This is a genomic window from Aeromonas sp. R2-1 (assembly GCF_040908425.1).
Taxonomy (GTDB): Bacteria; Pseudomonadota; Gammaproteobacteria; order Enterobacterales; family Aeromonadaceae; genus Aeromonas; species Aeromonas caviae.
On sequence record NZ_JBFODR010000036.1, the window covers coordinates 92,124 to 112,944 of the forward strand.

The 20,821-nt window shown below is 64.8% G+C and carries 16 protein-coding genes and 1 pseudogene; 8 read left to right on the forward strand and 9 right to left on the reverse strand.

What is annotated here, in order from left to right; all coding sequences use genetic code 11:
- Positions 1-246 precede the first annotated feature (246 nt).
- The 4 genes from pykF (at position 247) to AB5Y80_RS13725 (ending at position 6,912) form a co-directional block, all read left to right on the forward strand.
- On the forward strand, positions 247-1,659 hold the full coding sequence (gene pykF / locus AB5Y80_RS13710) for a pyruvate kinase PykF (protein ID WP_010673615.1): 1,413 nt from the start codon (positions 247-249) through the stop codon (positions 1,657-1,659).
- Between the two features lie 149 nt (positions 1,660-1,808).
- Positions 1,809-5,126 carry a mechanosensitive channel MscK gene (gene mscK, locus AB5Y80_RS13715; RefSeq protein WP_368173071.1) on the forward strand — a complete coding sequence of 1,106 codons (3,318 nt, stop codon included), beginning with the start codon at positions 1,809-1,811 and terminating at the stop codon, positions 5,124-5,126.
- Between the two features lie 121 nt (positions 5,127-5,247).
- Positions 5,248-5,856, forward strand: coding sequence for a LysE family translocator (locus tag AB5Y80_RS13720; RefSeq protein WP_323901445.1), 609 nt, complete (start codon positions 5,248-5,250; stop codon positions 5,854-5,856).
- Between the two features lie 57 nt (positions 5,857-5,913).
- Positions 5,914-6,912: a beta-propeller fold lactonase family protein gene (locus AB5Y80_RS13725; protein ID WP_368173072.1), complete on the forward strand. Its 999-nt coding sequence runs from the start codon at positions 5,914-5,916 to the stop codon at positions 6,910-6,912.
- Positions 6,913-6,975: 63 nt separating this feature from the next.
- Here the strand turns inward: AB5Y80_RS13725 and AB5Y80_RS13730 are convergent, their stop codons facing one another.
- Together AB5Y80_RS13730 and AB5Y80_RS13735 are read right to left on the reverse strand one after the other, a co-directional pair.
- On the reverse strand, positions 6,976-7,716 hold the full coding sequence (locus AB5Y80_RS13730) for a dienelactone hydrolase family protein (RefSeq protein WP_368173073.1): 741 nt from the start codon (positions 7,714-7,716) through the stop codon (positions 6,976-6,978).
- A 144-nt stretch (positions 7,717-7,860) separates the two neighbouring features.
- On the reverse strand, positions 7,861-9,099 hold the full coding sequence (locus AB5Y80_RS13735; protein ID WP_041213272.1) for a uracil-xanthine permease family protein: 1,239 nt from the start codon (positions 9,097-9,099) through the stop codon (positions 7,861-7,863).
- Between the two features lie 317 nt (positions 9,100-9,416).
- Between AB5Y80_RS13735 and AB5Y80_RS13740 the strand changes: the two genes are divergently transcribed.
- The gene (locus AB5Y80_RS13740) at positions 9,417-10,712 is read left to right on the forward strand and encodes a hypothetical protein (protein WP_368173074.1); all 1,296 of its coding nucleotides are present in this window, start codon (positions 9,417-9,419) and stop codon (positions 10,710-10,712) included.
- 117 nt (positions 10,713-10,829) lie between these two features.
- Here AB5Y80_RS13740 and AB5Y80_RS13745 read toward each other — a convergent pair whose 3' ends face one another.
- Entirely contained in the window at positions 10,830-12,539 is a 1,710-nt protein-coding gene (locus AB5Y80_RS13745) for an NAD-dependent malic enzyme (RefSeq protein ID WP_010673606.1), read from the reverse strand.
- A 221-nt stretch (positions 12,540-12,760) separates the two neighbouring features.
- On the opposite strand from AB5Y80_RS13745, the gene mobA reads away from it, so the two are divergent.
- The 3 genes and pseudogenes from mobA (at position 12,761) to AB5Y80_RS13760 (ending at position 15,282) form a co-directional block, all read left to right on the forward strand.
- The gene (gene mobA / locus AB5Y80_RS13750) at positions 12,761-13,375 is read left to right on the forward strand and encodes a molybdenum cofactor guanylyltransferase MobA (RefSeq protein ID WP_323950019.1); all 615 of its coding nucleotides are present in this window, start codon (positions 12,761-12,763) and stop codon (positions 13,373-13,375) included.
- A pseudogene (mobB, locus tag AB5Y80_RS13755) lies at positions 13,372-13,857 on the forward strand (molybdopterin-guanine dinucleotide biosynthesis protein B); the annotation flags it as partial. The gene mobA and the pseudogene mobB, both read left to right, overlap by 4 nt.
- Before the next feature lie 345 nt (positions 13,858-14,202).
- The gene (locus AB5Y80_RS13760) at positions 14,203-15,282 is read left to right on the forward strand and encodes an FUSC family protein (RefSeq protein ID WP_323948244.1); all 1,080 of its coding nucleotides are present in this window, start codon (positions 14,203-14,205) and stop codon (positions 15,280-15,282) included.
- Positions 15,283-15,351: 69 nt separating this feature from the next.
- Here the strand turns inward: AB5Y80_RS13760 and AB5Y80_RS13765 are convergent, their stop codons facing one another.
- The 6 genes from AB5Y80_RS13765 to AB5Y80_RS13790 form a co-directional block, all read right to left on the reverse strand.
- Complete coding sequence (locus AB5Y80_RS13765; protein ID WP_323882672.1) at positions 15,352-16,725, reverse strand: HD domain-containing phosphohydrolase; 1,374 nt, start codon at positions 16,723-16,725, stop codon at positions 15,352-15,354.
- An 84-nt stretch (positions 16,726-16,809) separates the two neighbouring features.
- The gene (locus AB5Y80_RS13770) at positions 16,810-17,367 is read right to left on the reverse strand and encodes a DUF3332 domain-containing protein (RefSeq protein ID WP_134997481.1); all 558 of its coding nucleotides are present in this window, start codon (positions 17,365-17,367) and stop codon (positions 16,810-16,812) included.
- A gap of 144 nt (positions 17,368-17,511) precedes the next feature.
- A complete protein-coding gene (locus AB5Y80_RS13775; protein WP_323882675.1) occupies positions 17,512-18,807 on the reverse strand; it encodes a PAS domain-containing methyl-accepting chemotaxis protein in 1,296 nt (431 codons plus the stop codon).
- A gap of 202 nt (positions 18,808-19,009) precedes the next feature.
- Positions 19,010-19,474 carry a GNAT family N-acetyltransferase gene (locus AB5Y80_RS13780; RefSeq protein WP_151028717.1) on the reverse strand — a complete coding sequence of 155 codons (465 nt, stop codon included), beginning with the start codon at positions 19,472-19,474 and terminating at the stop codon, positions 19,010-19,012.
- A gap of 56 nt (positions 19,475-19,530) precedes the next feature.
- On the reverse strand, positions 19,531-19,986 hold the full coding sequence (locus AB5Y80_RS13785; RefSeq protein ID WP_323882677.1) for a DoxX family protein: 456 nt from the start codon (positions 19,984-19,986) through the stop codon (positions 19,531-19,533).
- Positions 19,983-20,735 (reverse strand): putative DNA-binding domain-containing protein, encoded by a 753-nt coding sequence (locus AB5Y80_RS13790; RefSeq protein ID WP_368173075.1) that lies wholly within the window; start codon positions 20,733-20,735, stop codon positions 19,983-19,985. Before AB5Y80_RS13790 ends, AB5Y80_RS13785 begins: the two co-directional genes overlap by 4 nt.
- Positions 20,736-20,821: the final 86 nt, after the last annotated feature.

Here is a 20,821-nt window from a genome sequence, read left to right on the forward strand (position 1 = left end):
CAAGGGGGCCCTGTTGTTTGTCATTTAACAACATGGGATCGGGCAGGATGCGGGGCCAGAAATGGGAACCAAATGACCTCAGTTGCGGAAAATCAATTATTTTAGCCCCTAAAATGAGCTGTGAGCGAAAACGTTATCTTTCAAATTGAGGCCGTTTTCGCTCAAAACGTTGTTTCTGGATCATAAAAAGTATCCAAAAACTGGTGTATATTGCACGGCGGAAATTCCTTAACCATGAAGACTGACATGAAAAAGACCAAAATCGTCTGCACCATCGGTCCCAAGACCGAATCCAAAGAAATGCTGGGCAAGATGCTGGATGCCGGCATGAACGTCATGCGCCTGAACTTCTCCCACGGCGACTACGCCGAACACGGTGGTCGCATCAGCAACCTGCGCGCTGTCATGGCCGAAACCGGCAAGCACGCAGCCATCCTGCTGGACACCAAGGGTCCGGAAATCCGCACCATCAAGCTCGAAGGCGGCAACGACGTCTCCCTGGTCGCCGGCCAGACCTTCACCTTCACCACCGACCAGACCGTGGTGGGCAACAAAGACAAAGTCGCCGTCACCTATGCCGGTTTTGCCAGCGACCTGCGCGTCGGCAACCGCATCCTGGTTGACGACGGCCTGATTGGCCTGGACGTCATCGAAATCACCGAGCGCGAAGTGATCTGTAAAGTGCTCAACAACGGTGACCTGGGCGAGAACAAGGGCATCAACCTGCCGGGCGTCTCCATCAAGCTGCCGGCCTTGGCCGAGAAAGACAAGCGCGACCTCATCTTCGGTTGCGAGCAAGGCGTTGATTTCGTTGCCGCTTCCTTCATTCGCAAGAAAGAAGACGTGCTGGAAATCCGTGAGCACCTGAAAGCCCACGGCGGCGAGAACATCCAGATCATCTCCAAGATCGAAAACCAGGAAGGCCTGGACAACTTCGACGAGATCCTGGCTGTCTCCGACGGCATCATGGTTGCCCGTGGCGACATGGGTGTCGAGATCCCGGTAGAAGAAGTGATCTTCGCCCAGAAGATGATCATCGAGAAGTGCAACAAAGCCCGCAAAGTGGTCATCACCGCCACCCAGATGCTGGACTCCATGATCAAGAACCCGCGTCCGACCCGCGCCGAAGCTGGCGACGTGGCCAACGCCATCCTGGACGGTACCGACGCAGTCATGCTGTCCGGTGAGTCCGCCAAGGGCAAGTACCCGCTGGAAGCCGTGACCATCATGGCCACCATCTGTGAGCGTACCGATGCCGTGATGCCGTCCAACCTGTCTGCTGCCAACGACAGCAACAAGCTGCGCATCACCGAAGCGGTCTGCAAAGGCGCGGTAGAGACCTCCGAGAAGCTGGACGCCCCGCTGATCGTGGTTGCCACCGAAGGCGGCAAGTCTGCCAAGGCCATCCGCAAGTACTTCCCGAAAGCCTGGATCCTGGCCATCACCACCAACAAGAAGACCGCTGCCCAGCTGGTGCTGACCAAGGGTGTGGTTGCTCACGTGGTTGACTCCATCGCCTCCACCGACGACTTCTATCGCATCGGCAAAGAAGCTGCGCTGGAAATCGGCATGGGCGTGAAGGGTGACGTGGTTGTCATGGTCTCCGGTGCCCTGGTACCGAGCGGTACCACCAACACCGCTTCCGTTCACGTACTGTAATCAGTCCTGAACCGATGAAAGCGGCGCCTGCGGGCGCCGTTTTTTTTTATCTCTCCCCCTGCTGCCCCTCTTGCGCCGGTGCTAGAATCCACGCGGATTTTACCCTGGTGGAAAATCCCCCGAACATCGCATAATCACCCGGACGCTTTATGCTCTCAACACGCTTCAAAAGAGCCTCGGCCACCCTGCTGCCGCTGCTCTGTTTACTCATTACCTTCTGGACCCCGAGCACCCTGGCGCAGGATCTGCCCCAGCGCGCCATCGTGCAGCGGGCGCTCGACGCCCTCGGCAAATCGGACACCCCCACGGCCAGCCAGCAGGCGGACCAGAAGTTCCTGACTGACACCCTCTCCCTCCTCGACAGCATCGACAAGGAGAAGAGCAAGGCCAAAACCCAGAGCGAACGCCTGCGCACCCTGCCGACAGAGCTCAAGGAGATCGGCGCCAAGCTCGACGCCCTGACCCAGGGCAAGAGCCCGGAGCAGCTCAAGAGCGAATACGCCACCATGAGCCTGGCGGAGCTCGATGCCCGCCAACCCGAGATCATGGCCAACATGCAGGCGGCCCAGGAGGCCCTTGGCACCATCGGCAGCCAGATCACCAACCTGCAGACCCTGCCGGAGCGGGCCCAGGCCAGCATGAGCCGCGCCTATCAGCGCAGCCAGGAGATCCGCACCCGCCTCAACGCCGGGGACGGGGTGAGCAGCGCCGAGAAAATGAAGCTTAATGCCGAACTGGCCCTGCTGGATCTGCAACTGGCCAACCTGCAAAAGGAGCTGGACAACCGCACCAGCATGCAGGATCTGGTGGTCAAGCAACGGGACTACCAGAGTGCCCGTCTCGCCAGTGAAGAGCAGAAACTGCAGGCATTGCAGGAGCAGAGCAGCGCCAAGCGCCTGGGGGACACCGAGAAGACTGCCGAAGAGACCGGCGAACTGGTGGCCGCCGAAGACAACCCCCTGGTGCAAAAAGAGCAGGAGCTCAACTACCAGCTCAGCCAGCAACTCATCAGCTCCACCAACAGCCTCAACACCCTGGCCCAGAAGAACCTGCAGGCGAAGAGCATGCTGGAGCGCGGCACCCAGACCGAGCGCAACCTCAACGAACAGGTACAGATGCTCAAGGGCAACCTGCTGCTCTCGCGCATCCTCTATCAGCTCTACCAGCAGCTGGAAGCGGCCCCCTCCACCCTGGTGAAGAACCTGGAGGAGCAGATCGCCGACCTGCACCTGGCCCAGTTCGAACTGAGCCAGCAGCGTGACCAGCTGTTCCAGAAGAACCAGTATCTGGACAACCTCATCGCCAGCAGCGGCGAGACGGTGAGCGACGAAGACAGGGCCAGCCTTGCCAAGCTCATCGACACCCGCATCGGCCTGCTGGATCAGCTCAACCGCCAGATGGATGCCCAGCTCACCAACGCCATCAGCCTGCAACTGACCCAGCAGCAGCTGACCCGGGTCTATGCCTCCATCGAGTTCACCCTGCAGCAGCACATCTTCTGGGTGAGCAGCAACAAGCCCATCGATGCCAAGTGGTTCATCACCTGGCCGGCCCAGGCCTTCAAGCAGGCCTCTGACTGGGTGCTGAAACCGGACTGGAGCGGTTGGGGCGACATGCTGCTGGCAGTCTCTCTGCTGGCACTGCCCCTGCTGCTGGTGGGGGGCCTGCTGCTGTGGAAGCGCGGCACCCTGCTCGAGCGCCAGAAGAAGATCGTCAAGGATCTGGGACGTTTTCGTCAGGACAGCCAGTGGCACACCCCCCGTGCCCTGCTGTTCACCGTGCTGCAACGCCTGCCGGGCACCCTCTTCATCCTGGCCGCCGGCCTGCTGCTCGCCTATTGCGGTCTGCTGAGCCCGAAACTCATCTTCCAGATCACCCTGAACCTGGCCCTCGGCTACCTGGTGTTCAGCGTCTACCTGTCGGTGATGCGACCGGGGGGCATCGGCGAGACCCACTTCCGCATGCCGCGGGACGAGCTGCAGGCCAAGCGCAACAGCATGCGCTACCTCTGGCTGCCCCTGCTGCCCCTCATCATGCTGTCGACCAAGGCGGTGGTGGAACCCTCCTCCCTTGGCAACGACGTCATCGGCCAGGGCATGACCATGCTGCTGCTGGGGCTGACCGCCTACCTGGTGCTGCCCATCTCCCGTGCCCGCATCAAGGGCGAGGCGAGCATGTTGCAGACCCTGACCGCCGTCGCCCTGGCGCTGGCGCCGGTGGCCCTGATGGTGCTGGCAGCCCTTGGCTACTACTACACGGCCCTGAAACTCACCGGCAGGCTCATCGAGTCCTTCTACCTCATCATCATCTGGGGTCTGGTCTATCGCACCGCCCTGCGCGGTCTTGAGCTGGCGGCCCGTCGTCTGGCCTATCGCCGCGCGGTCGCCAAGCGGGAGCACAAGACCCAGGAGGATGCAGAAGGGGGCGAAGCCATCGAAGAGCAGCCCATGGATCTGGAAGAGGTCAGCCAGCAGTCCCTGCGTCTGACCCGCATCATGCTGCTGCTGGTGTTCGGCGTCGCCTTCTACTGGCTCTGGTCTGATCTGGTGGCGGTCTTCACCTACCTCGACAGCGTGGTGCTGTGGCACAAGAGCGAGGGGACCGGGGCCAACGCCGTGCTCTATCCCATCAGCCTGAGCGACGTGCTGACCGGCCTCTTCGTGTTTGGTGCGGCTCTGTCGCTGGCCCGCAACCTGCCGGGCCTGCTGGAGGTGCTGGTGCTCTCCAAGCTGCGCCTCGCCCAGGGCACGGCCTACGCCTTCACCACCATGCTCAACTACCTCCTGATCGGGGTGGGCAGCCTGACGGCGCTCGCCATGCTCGGGGTCCAGTGGGAGAAGCTGCAGTGGCTGGCCGCCGGTCTCTCGGTCGGTATCGGTTTCGGCATGCAGCAGATCGTCTCCAACTTCATCTCAGGCATCATCATCCTGTTCGAGCGCCCGGTGCGGATCGGCGACACCGTCACCATCGGCACCATCTCGGGCACGGTCAACAAGATCAGGATCCGCTCCACCACCCTCACCGACTTCGACCGCAAGGAGGTGATCATCCCGAACCAGCAGCTGATGATAGAGCGGCTCATCAACTGGTCCCTGTCCGACACCGTCACCCGGGTCATCGCCCGGGTCGGGGTGGCCTATGGCTCGGATCTGGATCTGACCCGCAAGCTGTTGATGCAGGCCGCCATGGAGAACAGCCGGGTGCTGAAAGACCCGGCCCCCATCGTCTACTTCCTCACCTTCGGGCCCAGCACCCTGGATCACGAGCTGCGCTTCTTCGTGAGCGAGCTGGGGGATCGCAACCCGGCCATCGACGAGCTGAACCGCCGCATCGACGTGCTGTTCCGCGAGCATGGCATCGAGATCGCGTTCAACCAGATGGACGTCTACATCAAGAACATGCAGGGAGACGAACAGAAGGTGGAATCCCGCCCGGCGCTGCCGCCGGCAGGGAACCAGCCCGTCTGATCCCGCCCGCTTCACAGGCCCCGTCACGGGGCCTGTTTTTTTTCTGCCCGCCCCCCGCCTTGGAAAGCGCAGATCGCCCCCAATATAGGGAAGACAACGGACTGTCTGCACGAGGAACCCAATGGACTCGCTCTACGCCGTGGTGCTCTTTGCCATCTCGGCATCGGTCACCCCCGGCCCCAACAACATCATGGTGATGAGCGCCGGCGCCAGCGTCGGGATACGCAAGAGCCTGCCCCTGCTCATGGGGATCTGCGTCGGCTTCACCCTGATGCTGTTGCTGGTGGGGCTGGGCTTTGGCCAGCTCTTTACCCGCTTCCCCGAACTCCACATGTTCATCAAGTGCGCGGGCACCCTCTATCTGCTCTATCTTGCCTGGCTCATCGCCCGCCCGACGGACGGGATGACTGACAGCAACGGGGCCCGCCCGTTCGGCTTTTTCAAGGGTGCCCTGTTCCAGTGGGTCAATGCCAAGGCCTGGGTGGTTGCCACCGGTGCCATCGCCGCCTTCACCAGCGCGGGGAGCGACCCTTTTGAACAGCACCTCGTCATCGCCCTGACCTTCTTCATCGTCTCTTTCCCCTGTGTCGGACTCTGGCTCCTGTGCGGTTCCCTGCTCAAGCGCTGGCTGGCAAACGATCTTGCCCGTCGCCGCTTCAACCAGGTGATGGCAGCCCTGCTGGCACTGTCAGTGGTGCCCGTCATTCGCGAGATCCTGATCCCCGCCTGAGACGCCGGGACTCCCCTTTCCCTTGACCCGACGGATGGCCGTCGCAAAGGAGATGCAATGCAACAAGTGGTCTATGTGGCCAACCCGGTGAGCGGGTTGATCCATGTGTTTCGCCTCGAGGCAGGCACCCTCGCCCCGCTGCAGGAAGTGCAGACCGGCGGCGAGGTGCAGCCCCTGGTCATCAGCCCGGACCGGCGCTGGCTCCATGCGGGGGTGCGCCCCGATTTTCGGGTGCTGAGCTTCCCCATCGCCGCCGATGGGCGGCTCGGGGCCTCGACCTCGGCGCCGCTGCTCGGCAGCGCCTCCCATACCTGCACCGATGGGAGCGGCCGCCTCTTCTTTGCCGCCTCCTACGCCTTCAACCACGTCACCGTCTCCCGCCAGGATCAGGCGGGCCGGATGCAGCCCCCTCACCAGCGTCTCGACCACCTGATGGCGGCCCACTCGGTCACCTGGCTTGCGGGGCAAAACGGGGAGCAGGAGCTGCTGGTGGCCTGCCTGAAGGAGGACAGGGTGCGCCGCTTTGCCCTGGTGGACGAGAAGCTGGTTCCCCATCCCTTGGGGGACATTCACACCGCCCCCGGCGCCGGGCCCCGCCATCTGGCCCTGCACCCGGACAACGGCGATCTCTATTGCCTCAACGAACTCGATGCCACCCTCAATCGCTACCACAGGGAGGCGGACGGACAGATAGTGGCGCGCGAGAGCCTGGACATGCTGCCCCCAGGCTATGAGGGGGAGCGCTGGGGCGCCGACCTGCACCTGACCCCGGATGGACGTTTTCTCTACACCAGCGAACGGGCCAGCAGCCTGCTCACCCTGTTCGGCGTCTCCCCCCAGGATGGCGCCCTCACCCCCCTCGGCCACTTCCCGACCGAGGCCTGTCCCCGGGGCTTTGCCATCGACCACAGCGGCCACTGGCTCATCGCGACCGGGCAGCAATCCCACGAGGTGGCGCTGCATGCCATCGACCCCGAAAGCGGTCTGCTCACCCCGGGCCCACGGAGCGAGGTGGGCAAGGGGGCCATGTGGGTGAGGGTGCTCGCCCTCCCCTGAGATGGCGAAAAACGGGCATAAAAAAAGCCATGGCACTGCCATGGCCTGCGTGAACCGGCCCCCTCAGGAGCCGGTCACCTCCTTCAGGAAACCGGTGAAACGCTGCCAGGACTTGGCATCGGCATCGGCGCGGTAGTTGTCCGAGCCAAAAACGCTGAACGCGTGGGGAGCGCCGCTGTAGCTGGTCGCCTCGTGCTTCACCCCGGCGCTCTCCAGCTCGGCCACCAGCGCCGCAAACTGACCCAGAGAGACCGCCTCGTCGGCGCTGCCGTGCTGGACAAGCAACTCTCCCTTCACCTCTTTGTAGTCCTGCCCGGCCGGGGTCTCCAGCCCGCCGTGTACGCTCACTACCCCCTTGAGATCCGCCCCGCTGCGGGCCATCTCCAGCACGGCGGCGCCGCCGAAGCAGTAACCGAGGGCCACCGCATTGTCGAGCCGCCCCCCCTGCCTGCCCGCCTCCGCCAATCCTCCTTGCAGCAGGGAGCGCATCCTGGTCCTGTCCTGATAGAGGGCCCCGGTGAGGCGCTTCTTGTCTTCCACCGTGCTCGGCCTGACCCCGGCACCGAACAAATCGACGGCAAAGACACTGTAGCCCAGGGCCACCAGCATCTCGGCCCGCTTGATCTCGTAATCGTTGAGCCCGTCCCAGTCGTGCACCAGCACCACCAGAGGGGCCTCCTTGTCGGCAGCCGCCAGGTAATAGCCCTCGAACGGCTTGCCTTCGACCTCGTAGCGCACCGCACCGGCCTCGGCCGCGCCGCTCCCCATCAGCCCCAGCAGGGCCAGGATCCATGCCCTCTTCATCCTTTCGTCCTCTCCCGTCAATGGTGCCCCTGAGTGTAGCCGCTTCACATGGGAGGCCGGGTTCAGTGGTACGCAGGCAAAGAAAGAGAGGCCACCCGAAGGTGGCCTCTTTTTCATCATCTCAACGTACAGCAAGCCAGGCGCTTAATCCTTGGCGCTCTCCATGGCACCCGTTTCGGAGTGCTGGGGCAGGATGAGGTTCAGCAGGATCGCCGCCACCGAGGCCAGCCCCACGCCCGCCAGGGCGAAGTCACCGATCTTCATCTCCAGGGCGCCGACACCCACGGTCAGGGTCACCGCCACGATGGCGATGTTGCGGGACAGCCCCAGATCCACCTTGGACTCCACCAGGGTCTTGAGACCGATGGCGGCGATGGATCCGAACAGCAGCAGCATGATGCCGCCCATCACCGGCATGGGGATGGAGGTGAGCAGGGCGTTGAACTTGCCGAAGAAGGCCAGAATGATGGCGAACACCGCGGCCCAGGTCATGGTGACCGGGTTGAAGTTGCGGGTGATCATCACGGCGCCGGTCACTTCCGCATAGGTGGTGACGGGGGGACCACCGATGAAACCGGCGAAGCAGACGCCGATGCCGTCACCGGCCAGGGTGCGGTGCAGGCCGGGATCCTTGGTGTAGTCCTTGCCGGTCACGCCGCCGATGGCCAGCACGCCGCCGATGTGCTCGATGCAGGGGGCGATGGCCACCGGCAGCATGAAGAGGGCCGCGGCCCAGTTGATCTCCGGGGTCTCGAAGTGGGGCAACGCCAGCCAGGGGGCGTTGACCATGCCGTCGAAACTCACCTGGCCCATCAGCACGGCAGAAACATAACCGGCGATGACACCGCACAGAATGGGGATGAGCTTGATCCAGCCCTTGCAGAACACGGCGGCAATCAGGGTGACCGCCAGCGAGATCCCCGCCAGGGTCAGCGCCGTGGTGGCAGGCACCACCTGCTCACCGCCGGCACGGCCCATGGCCATGTTGCAGGCTACCTGGGCCACCGACAGGCCGATCACCATGATGACGGGACCGATGACCACGGGGGGCAGCAGCTTGTGCACGAAGCCCATGCCACGAGCGCGGATGATGGCCGCCAGGATGAAATACATGAAGCCCGCGGCAAACAGACCGAACATGGTGGAGGGCAGGCCCCAGGTCTGGGTGGCATAGATGATGGGGGCGATGAAGGCGAAGCTGGAGCCGAGGAAGATCGGCACCTGACGACGGGTGCAGAGCTGGAACAGCAGGGTGCCTACACCGGCGCCAAGCAGGGCCATGGAGGGGTTCAGACCGGTGAGCAGGGGCACCAGCACCATGGCACCGAAGGCGACAAACAGAATTTGCAGCCCGGCGACGCTTTGCTTGACCAAGGAAAACATGGGTATCCTTAATTTTTTGATAACTGACAGGGATATTTGACACTTTTCAGTCATCACAAGACGTTTTCAAGGCAGCCAACGGGCCAAACGGCGTCATTTGTTGCCTTTTACTGCTTGGGGAGGGCATGAAACTGGCTTTTTAGGCGGGATTCGCTGCTACAAGCATCGAGGAAGCGATTTTACGCACTTTTATGGCCAACGCCAATCGTTTTTCCGGTGAGTTGACATGACAAGGCTTTCAACTGGTCGACGCAGATATCACCACAACCCCCTCTCTATACTCGAAGGCGTGACCCCACACCGACAAGGAGTTCCCCATGTCACTGCCCTCGTTCAAACCCAGCCAGCGCCGGCTGCTGCTGGGTTCGGCCATCGCCCTGGCCCTGTTCGCCACCCCGCTGAGCTATGACTTCGACCACCACCAATGGCAGGCAAACCAGGCCCATGCCAAGTCCTGCTTCATCGCTGGTACCCGCATCCTGATGGCCGATGGCTGCGAACGCCCCATCGAGACCCTGCGGATCGGCGATCGGGTGCGGGACAGGCACGGGCAGAGCAACCGCATCCAGGCCATCGAGCGGGTGGCGCTGGGGGCGCGCAGGCTCTACGGGCTCAATCATCTGCCCCCCTTCTTCACCGCCGAGCACCCCTTCCTCACCACCCGGGGCTGGGCAGCCATCGCACCGGCCATGACCCGCACCGAAAACCCGGCCCTCGCCGTGCTGCCGCTCTTTACCGGCATGCACCTGCTGGGTTGGTCAGAGGGGGGCTGCGCGGGCAACCTGGCGCTGGCGCCGCACCCTGTCGAACTGCTGGTGGCCTCCCTCTCCTGGGTTGATGCCCCGCCCGCCACGGCGCTGTTCAACCTGATCCTCGATGGCAGCCACAGCTATGTGGCCAATGGGCTGATCGTGCACAACAAAGGGGGGGATGGCGGCGGCAACAGTGGTAGCGGAGGCGGCAACAGCGGCGGCGGAGGCAGCAACAGCAGCGGCGGAGGCGGCAACAGCAGCGGCGGAGGCAGCAACAGCAGCGGCGGAGACAGCAACAGCAGCGGTGGGGGCAATAGTAGCCACAGTGGAAACAATAGCGGAAATGGAGGCGATAGTAGCCATAACGGAAACAATGGCGGGGACGACAGCGGCCACGGCGGCGATGACCGTGGTCAGGGCGAACATGCCGGTGGCGACCAGCACGCTGGCGGCGATCGCCACGGCGGTGGCGACAAGCATGCAGGCGGGGAACGTCATGCCGGTGGCCGGGTGGACGACAACGGCGTGGACGCCGTCGATGCCAATGGCAACAAGCGTCGAGGCGATGGCCGGGTGGACGACAACGGTGTGGACGCCGTCGACGCCAATGGCAACAAGCTTCGAGGCGATGGCAGCGTGGACGACAACGGCGTGGACGCCGTCGATGCCAATGGCAACAAGCTTCGAGGCGATGGCAGCGTGGACGACAACGGCGTGGACGCCGTCGATGCCAATGGCAACAAGCGTCGAGGCAATGGCAGCGTCGATGACAACGGTGTGGACGCCGTCGATGCCAATGGCAACAAGCGTCGAGGCGATGGCAGCGTCGATGACCGCCTGGTGCCCCCGCCCGCTCAATAAGTGGCAGCGTCCTGCCCCGCACACACAGCAGGGCAGAAAAAAGAGAGGGTGGCCTGGGCCACCCTCTCTTTTTCTATGGCATCGTCATGCCCGCGACACGTGCGGGCAGGTCGCACCTCAGACCCGGCGGTACGGCAGGTAGACCGGCTCCCACATATGGCTCAGGATGTGCTCTTGCAGATCCTGACCGATGAGCGGGTGGGAGGGGTCGCGGCGCACGATATCCTTGAGCACCGCGGTCGCCACGTGCACCGAGATGTTGCGCAGCTCGCTGATCCTCGGGTAGACGGTGCCCCGGGCGAGATCCGCCTCGCTCACGCACTCCGCGAGCGCAAAGGCGGCGGTGGTGAAGATGTCCGGGCTTATCTCGCGGATCTGGCTGACGATGGCCGCCAGCCCCACGCCGGGGAAGATGAAGACGTTGTTGCCCTGACCGATGCGATAATCCTGCCCCTCATGATGCACGTCCTTGAACGGGCTGCCGGTGGCGACGATGGCGCGCCCCTGGCTCCAGCGGAAGATGTCTTCCGGCAGGGCCTCGCAGTTGGCGGTAGGGTTGGAGAGGGGGAACACCATGGGGCGCTCGCAGTGGGTCAGCATCAGCTGGATGTGCTCCTCCTGGAAGGCGCCACCGGCGCCGCTGGTGCCGAGCAGCACTGTGATGGGCACGTGGCGCAGCACCTCGGTCAGCCCCGCCTTGCCCTGCAGATCCCACTGGGCCAGCAAGAGGCCCGGCTTGGCGTAGCGGCGCTTGTACTCATCCAGCCCCTCGCGGTTGTCACACACCAGCCCCTGGGTATCCAGGATGTAGATGCGATCCCGCGCCGCCTGCGGGTCAAGCCCCTCGCGGATCATCCCCGCGCAGATCTGATCCGCCACCCCGACCCCGCCAGCACCGGCCCCGTAGACCAGGTAGTGCTGCTGGCCCAGGGTTTCCCCCTTGGATTTGACGGCCCCTATGATGCCCGCCAGCACCACGGCCCCGGTGCCCTGGATGTCGTCGTTGAACGACGGCAGCGCCTGCTGGTAGCGGGCCAGGTTGTTGAAGGCGTTGGACTTGCTGAAGTCCTCCCACTGCAACACGGCGTTGGGGAAGTGGCGCTTGACCCCGGCCACGAACTTGTCGATGAAGTCGTCGTACTCCTTGCCGCGAATGCGCCTGTGGGGCTGACCCAGGTACATGGGGTCATCCAGCAGCGCCTGGTTGTCGGTGCCCACGTCCAGCGCGATGGGCAGGCAGCAGGCGGGGTGGATGCCCGCCCCCAGGGTATAGAGGGCGAGCTTGCCGATGGGAATGCCCATGCCCCCCACCCCCTGATCGCCGATGCCGAGGATCCCCTGGCTGTCGGTCACGACGATGATGCGCACCGCCTTGGCATCCATGTGGCGGGCGAGGGAGCCCATGTCATCGACGTTCTTCGGGGTGATGTAGAGGCCGCGCGGCTTCTGGAAGCGGTGGCTGAACTCCTGGCACGCCTTGCCCACGGTCGGGGTGTAGATGTAGGGGGTCATCTCCTCCACGTGGCGGGACAGGAGGGCGTAGAACAGGGTTTCGTTGCGATCCTGCAAGGCTCGCAGGTTCTGGTACTTCTCGATGTCGCTGCAAGCGCTCAGGAAGGCCTCATAGACCCGCTCCAGCTGGGCTTCGAAGGTCTGCACCTGGGGCGGCAAGAGGCCGCCCAGCTCAAAATCGGCCCGTTCCTGTTCGGTGAAGGCGGTGCCCTTGTTGAGGTTGCGATCGTTGAGCAGATTGGTGCCCGTCAGTGCAACGGGGCGAAAATCGTGACCCTGTGCATCTTTCCACAGCAGATATTGTCCGGTAGCCATAGTCATTCTCTTTGATTTACATGAAGTTGCCATCAGGCAGGAGAGCAAGACTCAGAATGCTGGGGATCATATGACGTTTGCCGATCCGGTTTTGTGAGCTTGGACAAACCCTGCGGCCAAAGGCGCCTTTGCCGGGGCAGCCGAAGGTTGCTCCCGCGCCCGCCTTGGCGCAAGATCCCGACACGCCCCTGTGGGCATCCCTTTGCGAGCAACGGAGCACCATGACCCCTTCCTCTTCCCCCGCTTTTCTCGTCAGCGGCGTCATCCTCGCGGGCGGTCGCGCCACCCGCATGGGGGGCGATGACAAGGGCTGGGTGCCCCTCGCGGGCACTCCCCTGATCGAACACGTGCTGACCCGCCTGCGCCCCCAGGTGGACGAGGTGCTGATCAACGCCAACCGCAGCCAGGCTCGCTACCGGCAGCTTGCTCCCGTCATCGGGGACGCGCAGGCCGACTTCCAGGGGCCGCTGGCCGGCATGCTGGCGGGGCTGACGGCGGCCCGTCACGACTGGGTGCTGTTCGTCCCCTGTGACGGCCCCGCCCTGCCCCTTGATCTGATGACCCGCTTTCGCGCCGCCATCACCCCGGACACCGATCTGGTGGTGGCCCACGACGGAGAGCACCTCCAGCCCGTGGTCGCCCTGCTGCGCCGCGCCCTGCGCCCCTCTCTGCAACAGGCGCTGGCGGACGGGGAGCGCAAGACCGGGGCCTGGTTTGCCCGCCACCGGATGGCGGTGGTGCCCTTTGCCGATCTGCACGACGCCTTCGTCAACCTCAACAGCCCGAGCGATCTCGCCGCCTGGGAGGCGAGGCTGCGGGAAGGGGGCGCGCCATGACCCCCCTGCCCCTGCTCGGCTTCGTCGCCTGGAGCGGCACCGGCAAGACCACCCTGCTGGAGCGCCTCATCCCGCGCCTGGTGGCGCGCGGTCTGCGCCTCGGGGTGCTCAAGCACACCCACCACGCCTTTGACATGGACCAGCCCGGCAAGGACAGCCACCGCCTGCGCCAGGCGGGCGCCACCCAGGTGATGGCGGCCTCCGACCGGCGCCATGCCCTGATCCGGGAGACCCCGGAGGGGGAGCCCCCCTTCGAGGCACTGCTGGCCCGCTTCGATGCGAGCGCCCTGGATCTGCTGTTGGTCGAGGGGTTCAAGCACAGGCGCTTTCCCAAGGTGGAGCTGTATCGCGCCGCCATCGGCCGGCCCCTGCTCTTCCCCGAGGATCCTGACATCGTCGCCCTCGTGAGCGACGCTCCCCAGGCCACGACCCTGCCCCGGTTCCCCTTCGAGGATCTGGAGGCCATCGCCGACTTCATCTGCGCCCGGTTGCCCCCGCACGAACCCCGTCAGGCCCCGCCGCCCCTTCGCCTCTGCGCCCGGCTGCTGGCGGCCCTGCCCCCATCGGCAGAGCAGGGCGTTGTGCCCGGCTTGCTCAGTCAGGACGAGGCGGGCACCCTGCTGGTGCGCCCGGTGGATGGGGGCCACGACAGTGCCAACTGCCGCATCGAACGGGCGCCGGGTAGCGCAGCCCTTCCCCCCGGCGAGCGGGTCATGGTGCGCCTGCCGACAGGTGCGCCCGTATGAACCGGAGAAACGACGCAGGTCAAGGCGAATGCCGTCCCCCTTGCTATCCTCACAACCCTGACCCGAGATAAGAGAACGCCCTTGCGCCTCAATGCCCCACTCTCCCGCTTCGATCTGCTCATCTATGGCCGCTACCGCCTGGTCCACGGCCTGCGCATCGCCCTGGCCTTCACCCTCACCTTCCTGCTGACCCGGGAGCTCAAGCTGCCGGAGAGCACCTGGCCCCTCATCACCCTGGTGGTGGTGATGGGCCCCATCTCGTTCTGGGGCAACGTGCTGTCGCGCGCCCTGCAACGGGTGGTGGGCACCGTCTTTGGCGCCGCCTGCGGGGTGGTGGCCCTCTATCTGGAGCTCTACTCCCTGCCCCTGATGCTGGCCTGGTGCTGCGCCATCATGTTCCTGTGCGGCTACCTGGCGCTCGGCAAGCGCCCCTATGTGGGGCTGCTCATCGGCATCACCCTGGGGGTCATCGTCGGCGGGGTGCCCGGGGACATCGAGACCGCGCTCTGGCGCAGCGGCGACGTCATCCTGGGGTCGGTGCTGGCCCTGCTGTTTTGCAGCATCTACCCCCAGCGGGCCTATACCCACTGGCGTCTGCAGATGCACGACACCCTGCAGCAGGCGGGGCGGCTCTACCACACCCACCTCTCCCCCAACGTGCTGGAGCGCCCCAGGCTCACCCGAAGCCATGCCCGCCTGCTCGCCAAAATAGTCAGCCTGCGCCCCCTGCTGGCCCCGGCGGTCAAGGAGACCCGCCTTGGCAGCCCGCTGTTCGAGGCGACCCAGACCACCCTTCGCAACAGCGTCTGCACCCTGGAGATGCTGGCCAACACCTATTGGCGGGATCGCCAGAGCCACTTCCTGATGCAGAGCCACCCGGGGCTTCGCGCCTGCCAGCAGGCGACGGAGTCGGTACTCACCGAACTCGCCCTCATGCTCAAGAGCGGCGATACCACAGCGGCCGACCAGGCCATCGGCCGCCTGCAAGCCGCCGCCGCCCGGCTCGATGGGGACGCAAGCCAGGCACCAGGCCAGGGACACGACTCCACCCTTGGCGGCTACCTCTGGCTCAATCTCCATCTCATCGAGCAGCTCGCCCACCTCCATCGCCTGCTGGGGCTGGTGCTGCAACCCTATGCCAAGCCCTCGGCCCGCCCCTGATCGCGCCTCCTGCAACCGCCCACAAAAAAGCCCCGCCGATGCGGGGCTTGTTTGTCTCGGGCTCGCGCCTTAGCTTGCACGAGCCAGGGGCTGCTCCGGAGTGAGGTAGAGGGAAAAGTCCTCTATCCCCGCCTTCAGGGCGGCAAAGCAGTCGGGGTCGATGGCCGTGCCCAGGTTTTCCGCCATCATCTCCAGGGCCCGCGGCACCGGGATGGCATCCCGATAGGGACGCTTGGCGGTGATGGCATCGAAGATGTCGGCGGTGGTGATGATGCGCGTCTCCAGGGTGATCGCCTCCCCCTTGAGCCCCTTGGGGTAGCCCTTGCCGTCGAGTCGCTCATGGTGGGCACCAGCCACCAGGGCCAGTTCCTCGAAGGCGCCGATGCGGCCCAGGATCTCCTCGGTGTAGGCGGCATGCATCTGCACCGCCGCCCACTCCTGCTCGTCAAGCTTGCCCGGCTTGTCGAGGATGGCGTTGCTCACCCCGAGCTTGCCCACATCGTGAAGCAGGGCACCCCGCTTGAGCCAGCGTCGCCGTGGCTCGGACAGCCCCATCTGGGCGGCGAGGATGTCGGTATAGAGCGCCACCCTGCCGCTGTGCCCGGCGGTATAGGGGCTCTTGGAGTCCACCACCTGGCCGAAGGCCGCAGCAATCTCATCCAGATAATCCTCATCCAGCGCCACCTCCCCCTGCCCCGCCGGGTGGGCGAAGACCCGCTCCGCCAACGCGGGATCCGCCAGCCCTTGCCAGAAGGCCTCGTCTGCCAGCGCCTCGAAGGCATTGACCAGGGCGGGATCAAACCAGTTGCCGCTGCGCTCGCGCAGCTCCCTCATCGCCGCGTCCGGCCCGGCGGCGGCGTGAAACACGTCCACCACCTGACAGAGCAGGGCGATGCGGGAGAAGAGCGGGATGGCCTCCCCCGCCAGTTGTTGCGGCCGCCCTTTGCCGCTCCAGTGCTCATCCAGGGAGAGGATCCCCTGGGCCACCTCGTCGCTGAAACGCAACTGGCGGGCGATGTCCGCTCCCCGGTGGCAACGGGTCAGGATCAGCTCGTTGGCTATCTGATCCCCGTTGCGAAAGATGTGGAACAGGCTGCGAAAACGGCCCAGCAGATCCGCCTGCAAGCCGGTGTGGCCCAGCACGAAGTTGACCACCTCGGAGAGGGAGCCATCCACCAGCTTGAAGTCGCGCTTGAAGTGAAGATCGTCGGTGAGATAGAGCTCGCAGATGCGGGCAGCATTGCTGCTGCACCCCAGATCCTTGAGCAACAGGGTGTAATAGAGGTCGTGGCGCTGCCGGGCATTCAGTCCCAGTTGCTCCCCCAGACGAGAGCCTATCCAGCAGCAGCGGATACAGTGGCCTCTCGGCTGCCCTTCCGTCATGTCCAGGGCATGACTGAGAGAACCAATCAGCTCTGCCAAACGCAACCCGTTTACCGTCATAGCCCACTCCCTCTACATCGGGGCGTACTTGCCCGCAGGCATGTATAGCATTTGTCGGGAGTAAAGGATCAGGGGCGCGACAAATTATGCCTGCACCGCTCCCCGGCTTGCCGCCGCATCGAGCTGCTCGCGGCTCAGGGTCGAGACCAGTTTGTCGTCCAGATAGAGATCCAGCCGCTCCCCGCGCATCTCCCCCCGCATCAGGCTGCGCTGACCGTCGATGTAGTGGATCTCCATCTGGGCGGTGCGCTCGTCCGGGTAGCTCACCTGTACCTCGCGCACCCCTTGGGGCAGCAGGGCCAGCGGCACCTGGTTGAGGGCAGGATCCAGGTGCTGGTTCACCTTGATGATCGCATCGCTCTTCTGATCCACCAGGGCGGGCGACTTGCCGGTAATGGGGTTCTTGCCGGACCAGAATTCGATGGTGTTGAACACGAAGAGATCCGCCGTGGCCGCCAGGCCATAGACGGGGGAGAGCAGCACGAAGACGCCGGCACGGCCGTAGCGGTTGTCCACCACGCTGAGGTTGCCCTTGGTCACCATGGAGGAGAGGCCCATCTGGCCCATGCAACCACCGAGCCCCAGGCTCGCCCCCATTCCCAGCAGCAGGGCCAGTGCCCTGCCTCTCTGTCGTACTGCCATTGTTGTCTACCTGCTCAATAAAAAGGAGGCGGCAGCCTAAACAAGGGGGGCGGGCGGCACAATGACGAAGGAGGGCGTCATACAGCCAGGGTTCAGCCTGGCCGTCCGATCGCTCACTCTGTTGGCAATCTTGCGGTCAGCCCCTCAGATGGAGAGGGCCGACACCGTCTGGGAGACTCTGTCCGCCTCCTGGTGGATCTCGCTCATCAGCTTGTCCACCCCGGCGATCTGCTGCTTGCCGAGTTCGGCGCTGCCCGCCACCCCGGCCATGTCGTCGGTCACCCTGGCGGTCAGCTCGCGGTTCTTCTGCACCACCCTGGCGATCTCGTCGGTAGAGAGCGACGTGCGGGCGGCCAGCTGTCGCACCTCGTCCGCCACCACCGCAAACCCGCGCCCCTGCTCCCCTGCCCGCGCCGCCTCGATGGCGGCGTTCAGGGCCAGCAGATTGGTCTGATCGGCGATGGCGCTGATGGTCGAGACGATGGCCTCGATGCTTCTGGACTGCTCGTTGAGCTGGCCGATGAGGGCGATGGCCTCATCCACCTGGGAGGCGATGAGGGAAGAGGTCTGCACCACGGCGCGCAGCAAGCCCGCCCCCTCCTCTGCGCTGTGCAGGGTCTCCTGGGCGGTGCTGTGGGCCAGGCGGGCCGCCTCCCGGGTGGCGTGGTTCTGCTCGATGCGCGCGGTGATGTCGCTGGCGAACTTCACCACCCGCACCACCTTGCCGCTGCCATCCCGGATGGGGTTGTAGGTCGCCTCCAGCCAGACGGCCTGCCCCCGGCTGTTGTGGCGCATGAAGAGGCCGGATTTGAACTGGCCCCGGGCCAGCTCCTCCCAGAAGCGGGGCTGCTCGCGCAGAAAGGCCTCGTCACAGAAGATCCTATGGTGCCTGCCCGCGATCTCCCCCAGGGTGTAACCCATGACGCTCAGGAAGTTGGCATTGGCATGGAGGATGTCGCCGTTCGGGGTGAACTCGATCATGGCCCGGGAGCGGTCCAGCGCCTCGGTGAGCCCCTCGAGTCGCTCCAGCCGCAGGTGCTGTTCGGTGACGTCGCTGGCAATTTTGAGTACCCGGGTCACCCGGCCCTGGTGCTTCACCGGGAAATAGGTCGCCTCCAGCCAGCGCGTCTCCCCCTGCCGGTTCACGCGCTCGAAGGTGCCTGACTGCACCTCCCCCTGAGCGAGACGCCGCCAGAACTGGCGATAGTCACCGGACTCCCCCCAGGCCCTTGGACAGAGCTGGCTGTGGGGCTGCCCAATCAGTTCGGCGGCACCATATCCCATCAGGGCCAGGAAAGGAGTGCTCGCCTCCTGGATGATCCCCTCCGGGCTGAAGATGACGGTGGCGGCACCCGCCTTGATCGCCTCTATGATGCCCTGCTCCTCGTCGAGCCGGGTCTGGCATGCCTGCAACTGCGCTTTGAGCTTCTGATTGAACATGACACTTCTTCCTCGTTGACCATCCCCATGGGCACCACGGCCTCACCCACAGAGGGTATCGGCACCGCCAGCGCCGACATAAGTGGTCGGACGACTGAAACGAATGGGGCGCGCAGTGTATAGAAAAGCGGCGATGCCGCCAAGGGCTCACAGTACGCAGCCCTTGTGAAAGAGGATCAACCCGGTGCAGAAAAAGAGGAGGCTAACGGCCAGGTACGCACTCGAGGCAGGCGGGATTGCCGGCAAAGCCGAACCGTTCGTAGATAGCGCGCCCATCACTGCTGGCATGGAGCCACAGCTTGCCCAGTTGCTGCTCGCGGGCATACGCCACCATGGCCACCAGCAGGGCGTTCGCCATTCCCCGTCTGCGCCAGGCCGGCCGGGTGTAGATGTTGAGCAGGTACCCTTCCCGCCCCGCCAGATTGCCCGGGTAGGGCGGGCGCACGAAGAGTGCCAGGGTGGCGCACGCCACCACCTCGCCCTCCTCTTCCACCACCCAGCTACGGGCGCTGCCCTCTTCCTGCGCCTGCATGAAGTAGGCCTGCGTCGCCTCCCTGAGGACCGGATCCTCATCGGGCCGGGCAAGTTCCCCCACCTCGCAAAAGAGCGCCATGCGCAGTGTCGTCAGGGCGGGAATATCGGCCGCCAGGGCCTCGCGTACCTTCATCTCTTCTCCTTTGCATTCCTTTCCCGCCCGTCAGTCAGGGCTCGTGTGCGGCCACCTTACGCCGGAGGCGAGCGACGGGCAAGGCGCCAGCTGTCGAGCCCCAGGGGGCCCGCCCCCCACACGGCCAGGGTCAGCAGCATCCAGCCCCACAACTGGTGATCGTGAAAGCCCCCCGCCCAGAGGGCCGGGTAGGAGATGACCGCCATGGCGTTGAAGCCAAACAGCAGCAAGGCGACCGGACGGGTGAAGAGGCCCGCCAGCAGGAAGAGGGGCAGCAACAGCTCGGTCGCCGTGCCCGCATAGGCCGCCCACTGCCAGGGCAGCAGGGGCACCTGATATTCGAACTCGAACAGATAGAGGGTGCTGTCCCAGGCCGTGAACTTGAGCCAGCCGGATCGCAGAAAAATGGTGGCGACCCAGAGCCTGGCAAGCAGCAACAGGCCACCGCTGCACCAGGGCAAGATGCGTTCAACAAGGGGGCCAAGGGGCCTGGCAAGGGGTTGCGTTGTCATGGGGCAAGCTCCAGATCGACCAGCAGGTCGAGGGTGATGAGGGGGGCCAGGTGTTCGGCCATGGCGGGATCCTGAGCCAGCAGGCTGGCCAGCGGCCTGCCCTGCAGGCAGCCTTGCAGCAGACGCCAGGCGGCGGCATCCAGGGGAATGGGGTCGACCCGGTGTCCGGGGCGTTTCTTGAGTGCCAGGGAGCAGACAGCATCCAGCTCTCTGACCGTCTCACCGCCGTGCAGGGCCATCTGCCAGAGCGCCAGCACCGGATGGGGGCTCTCCAGGAGCAGCAGATCGCAGGCAGGATGCAGCACCAGCCGCACCCAGTGCTCAGGGGTCATGGCGGCAAGCCGCTCGGCGGGCCAGCGCCGCGTCTCTGGTGCAAGCAGCGAGACCCGCTCCAGCCCCCACTCGAAGCGGGCCAGATCCCCGAGCCAGGGCAACGCGGCCGTGGTGGGCAAGCGTGCCAGCCAGTCGCCAAAGCCCTCCCCGTAGTCCATGACGCTCCCCTCCTCCAGAGGTGCCGCCAGCACGAACCCTCGTGCCGCAGCCTCAAAGAAGGTCTCGCCAACCATGGCGCGTACCGCGGGGTAGCTGCTGGCGAGCACCTCGGTGAGGCCGAGGATGAAGTTGTTGCGATAGATCTGCAACAGGGCGTCGGGGGCAAAGCGTCCCGGCTGGATGTGCCCGAGGATGGCATCATCCTGGCCGAGCAGACCGCTCGCAAAAGCGCGTTGCAGGGAAGCAAGCTCACACATGGGCGGCCTCCCCGAGCAGACCGCTCGCAAAAGGGCCTTGCGGGAAAACAAGCTCAGACATAAGTGGCCTCCCCGAGCAGCCCGCT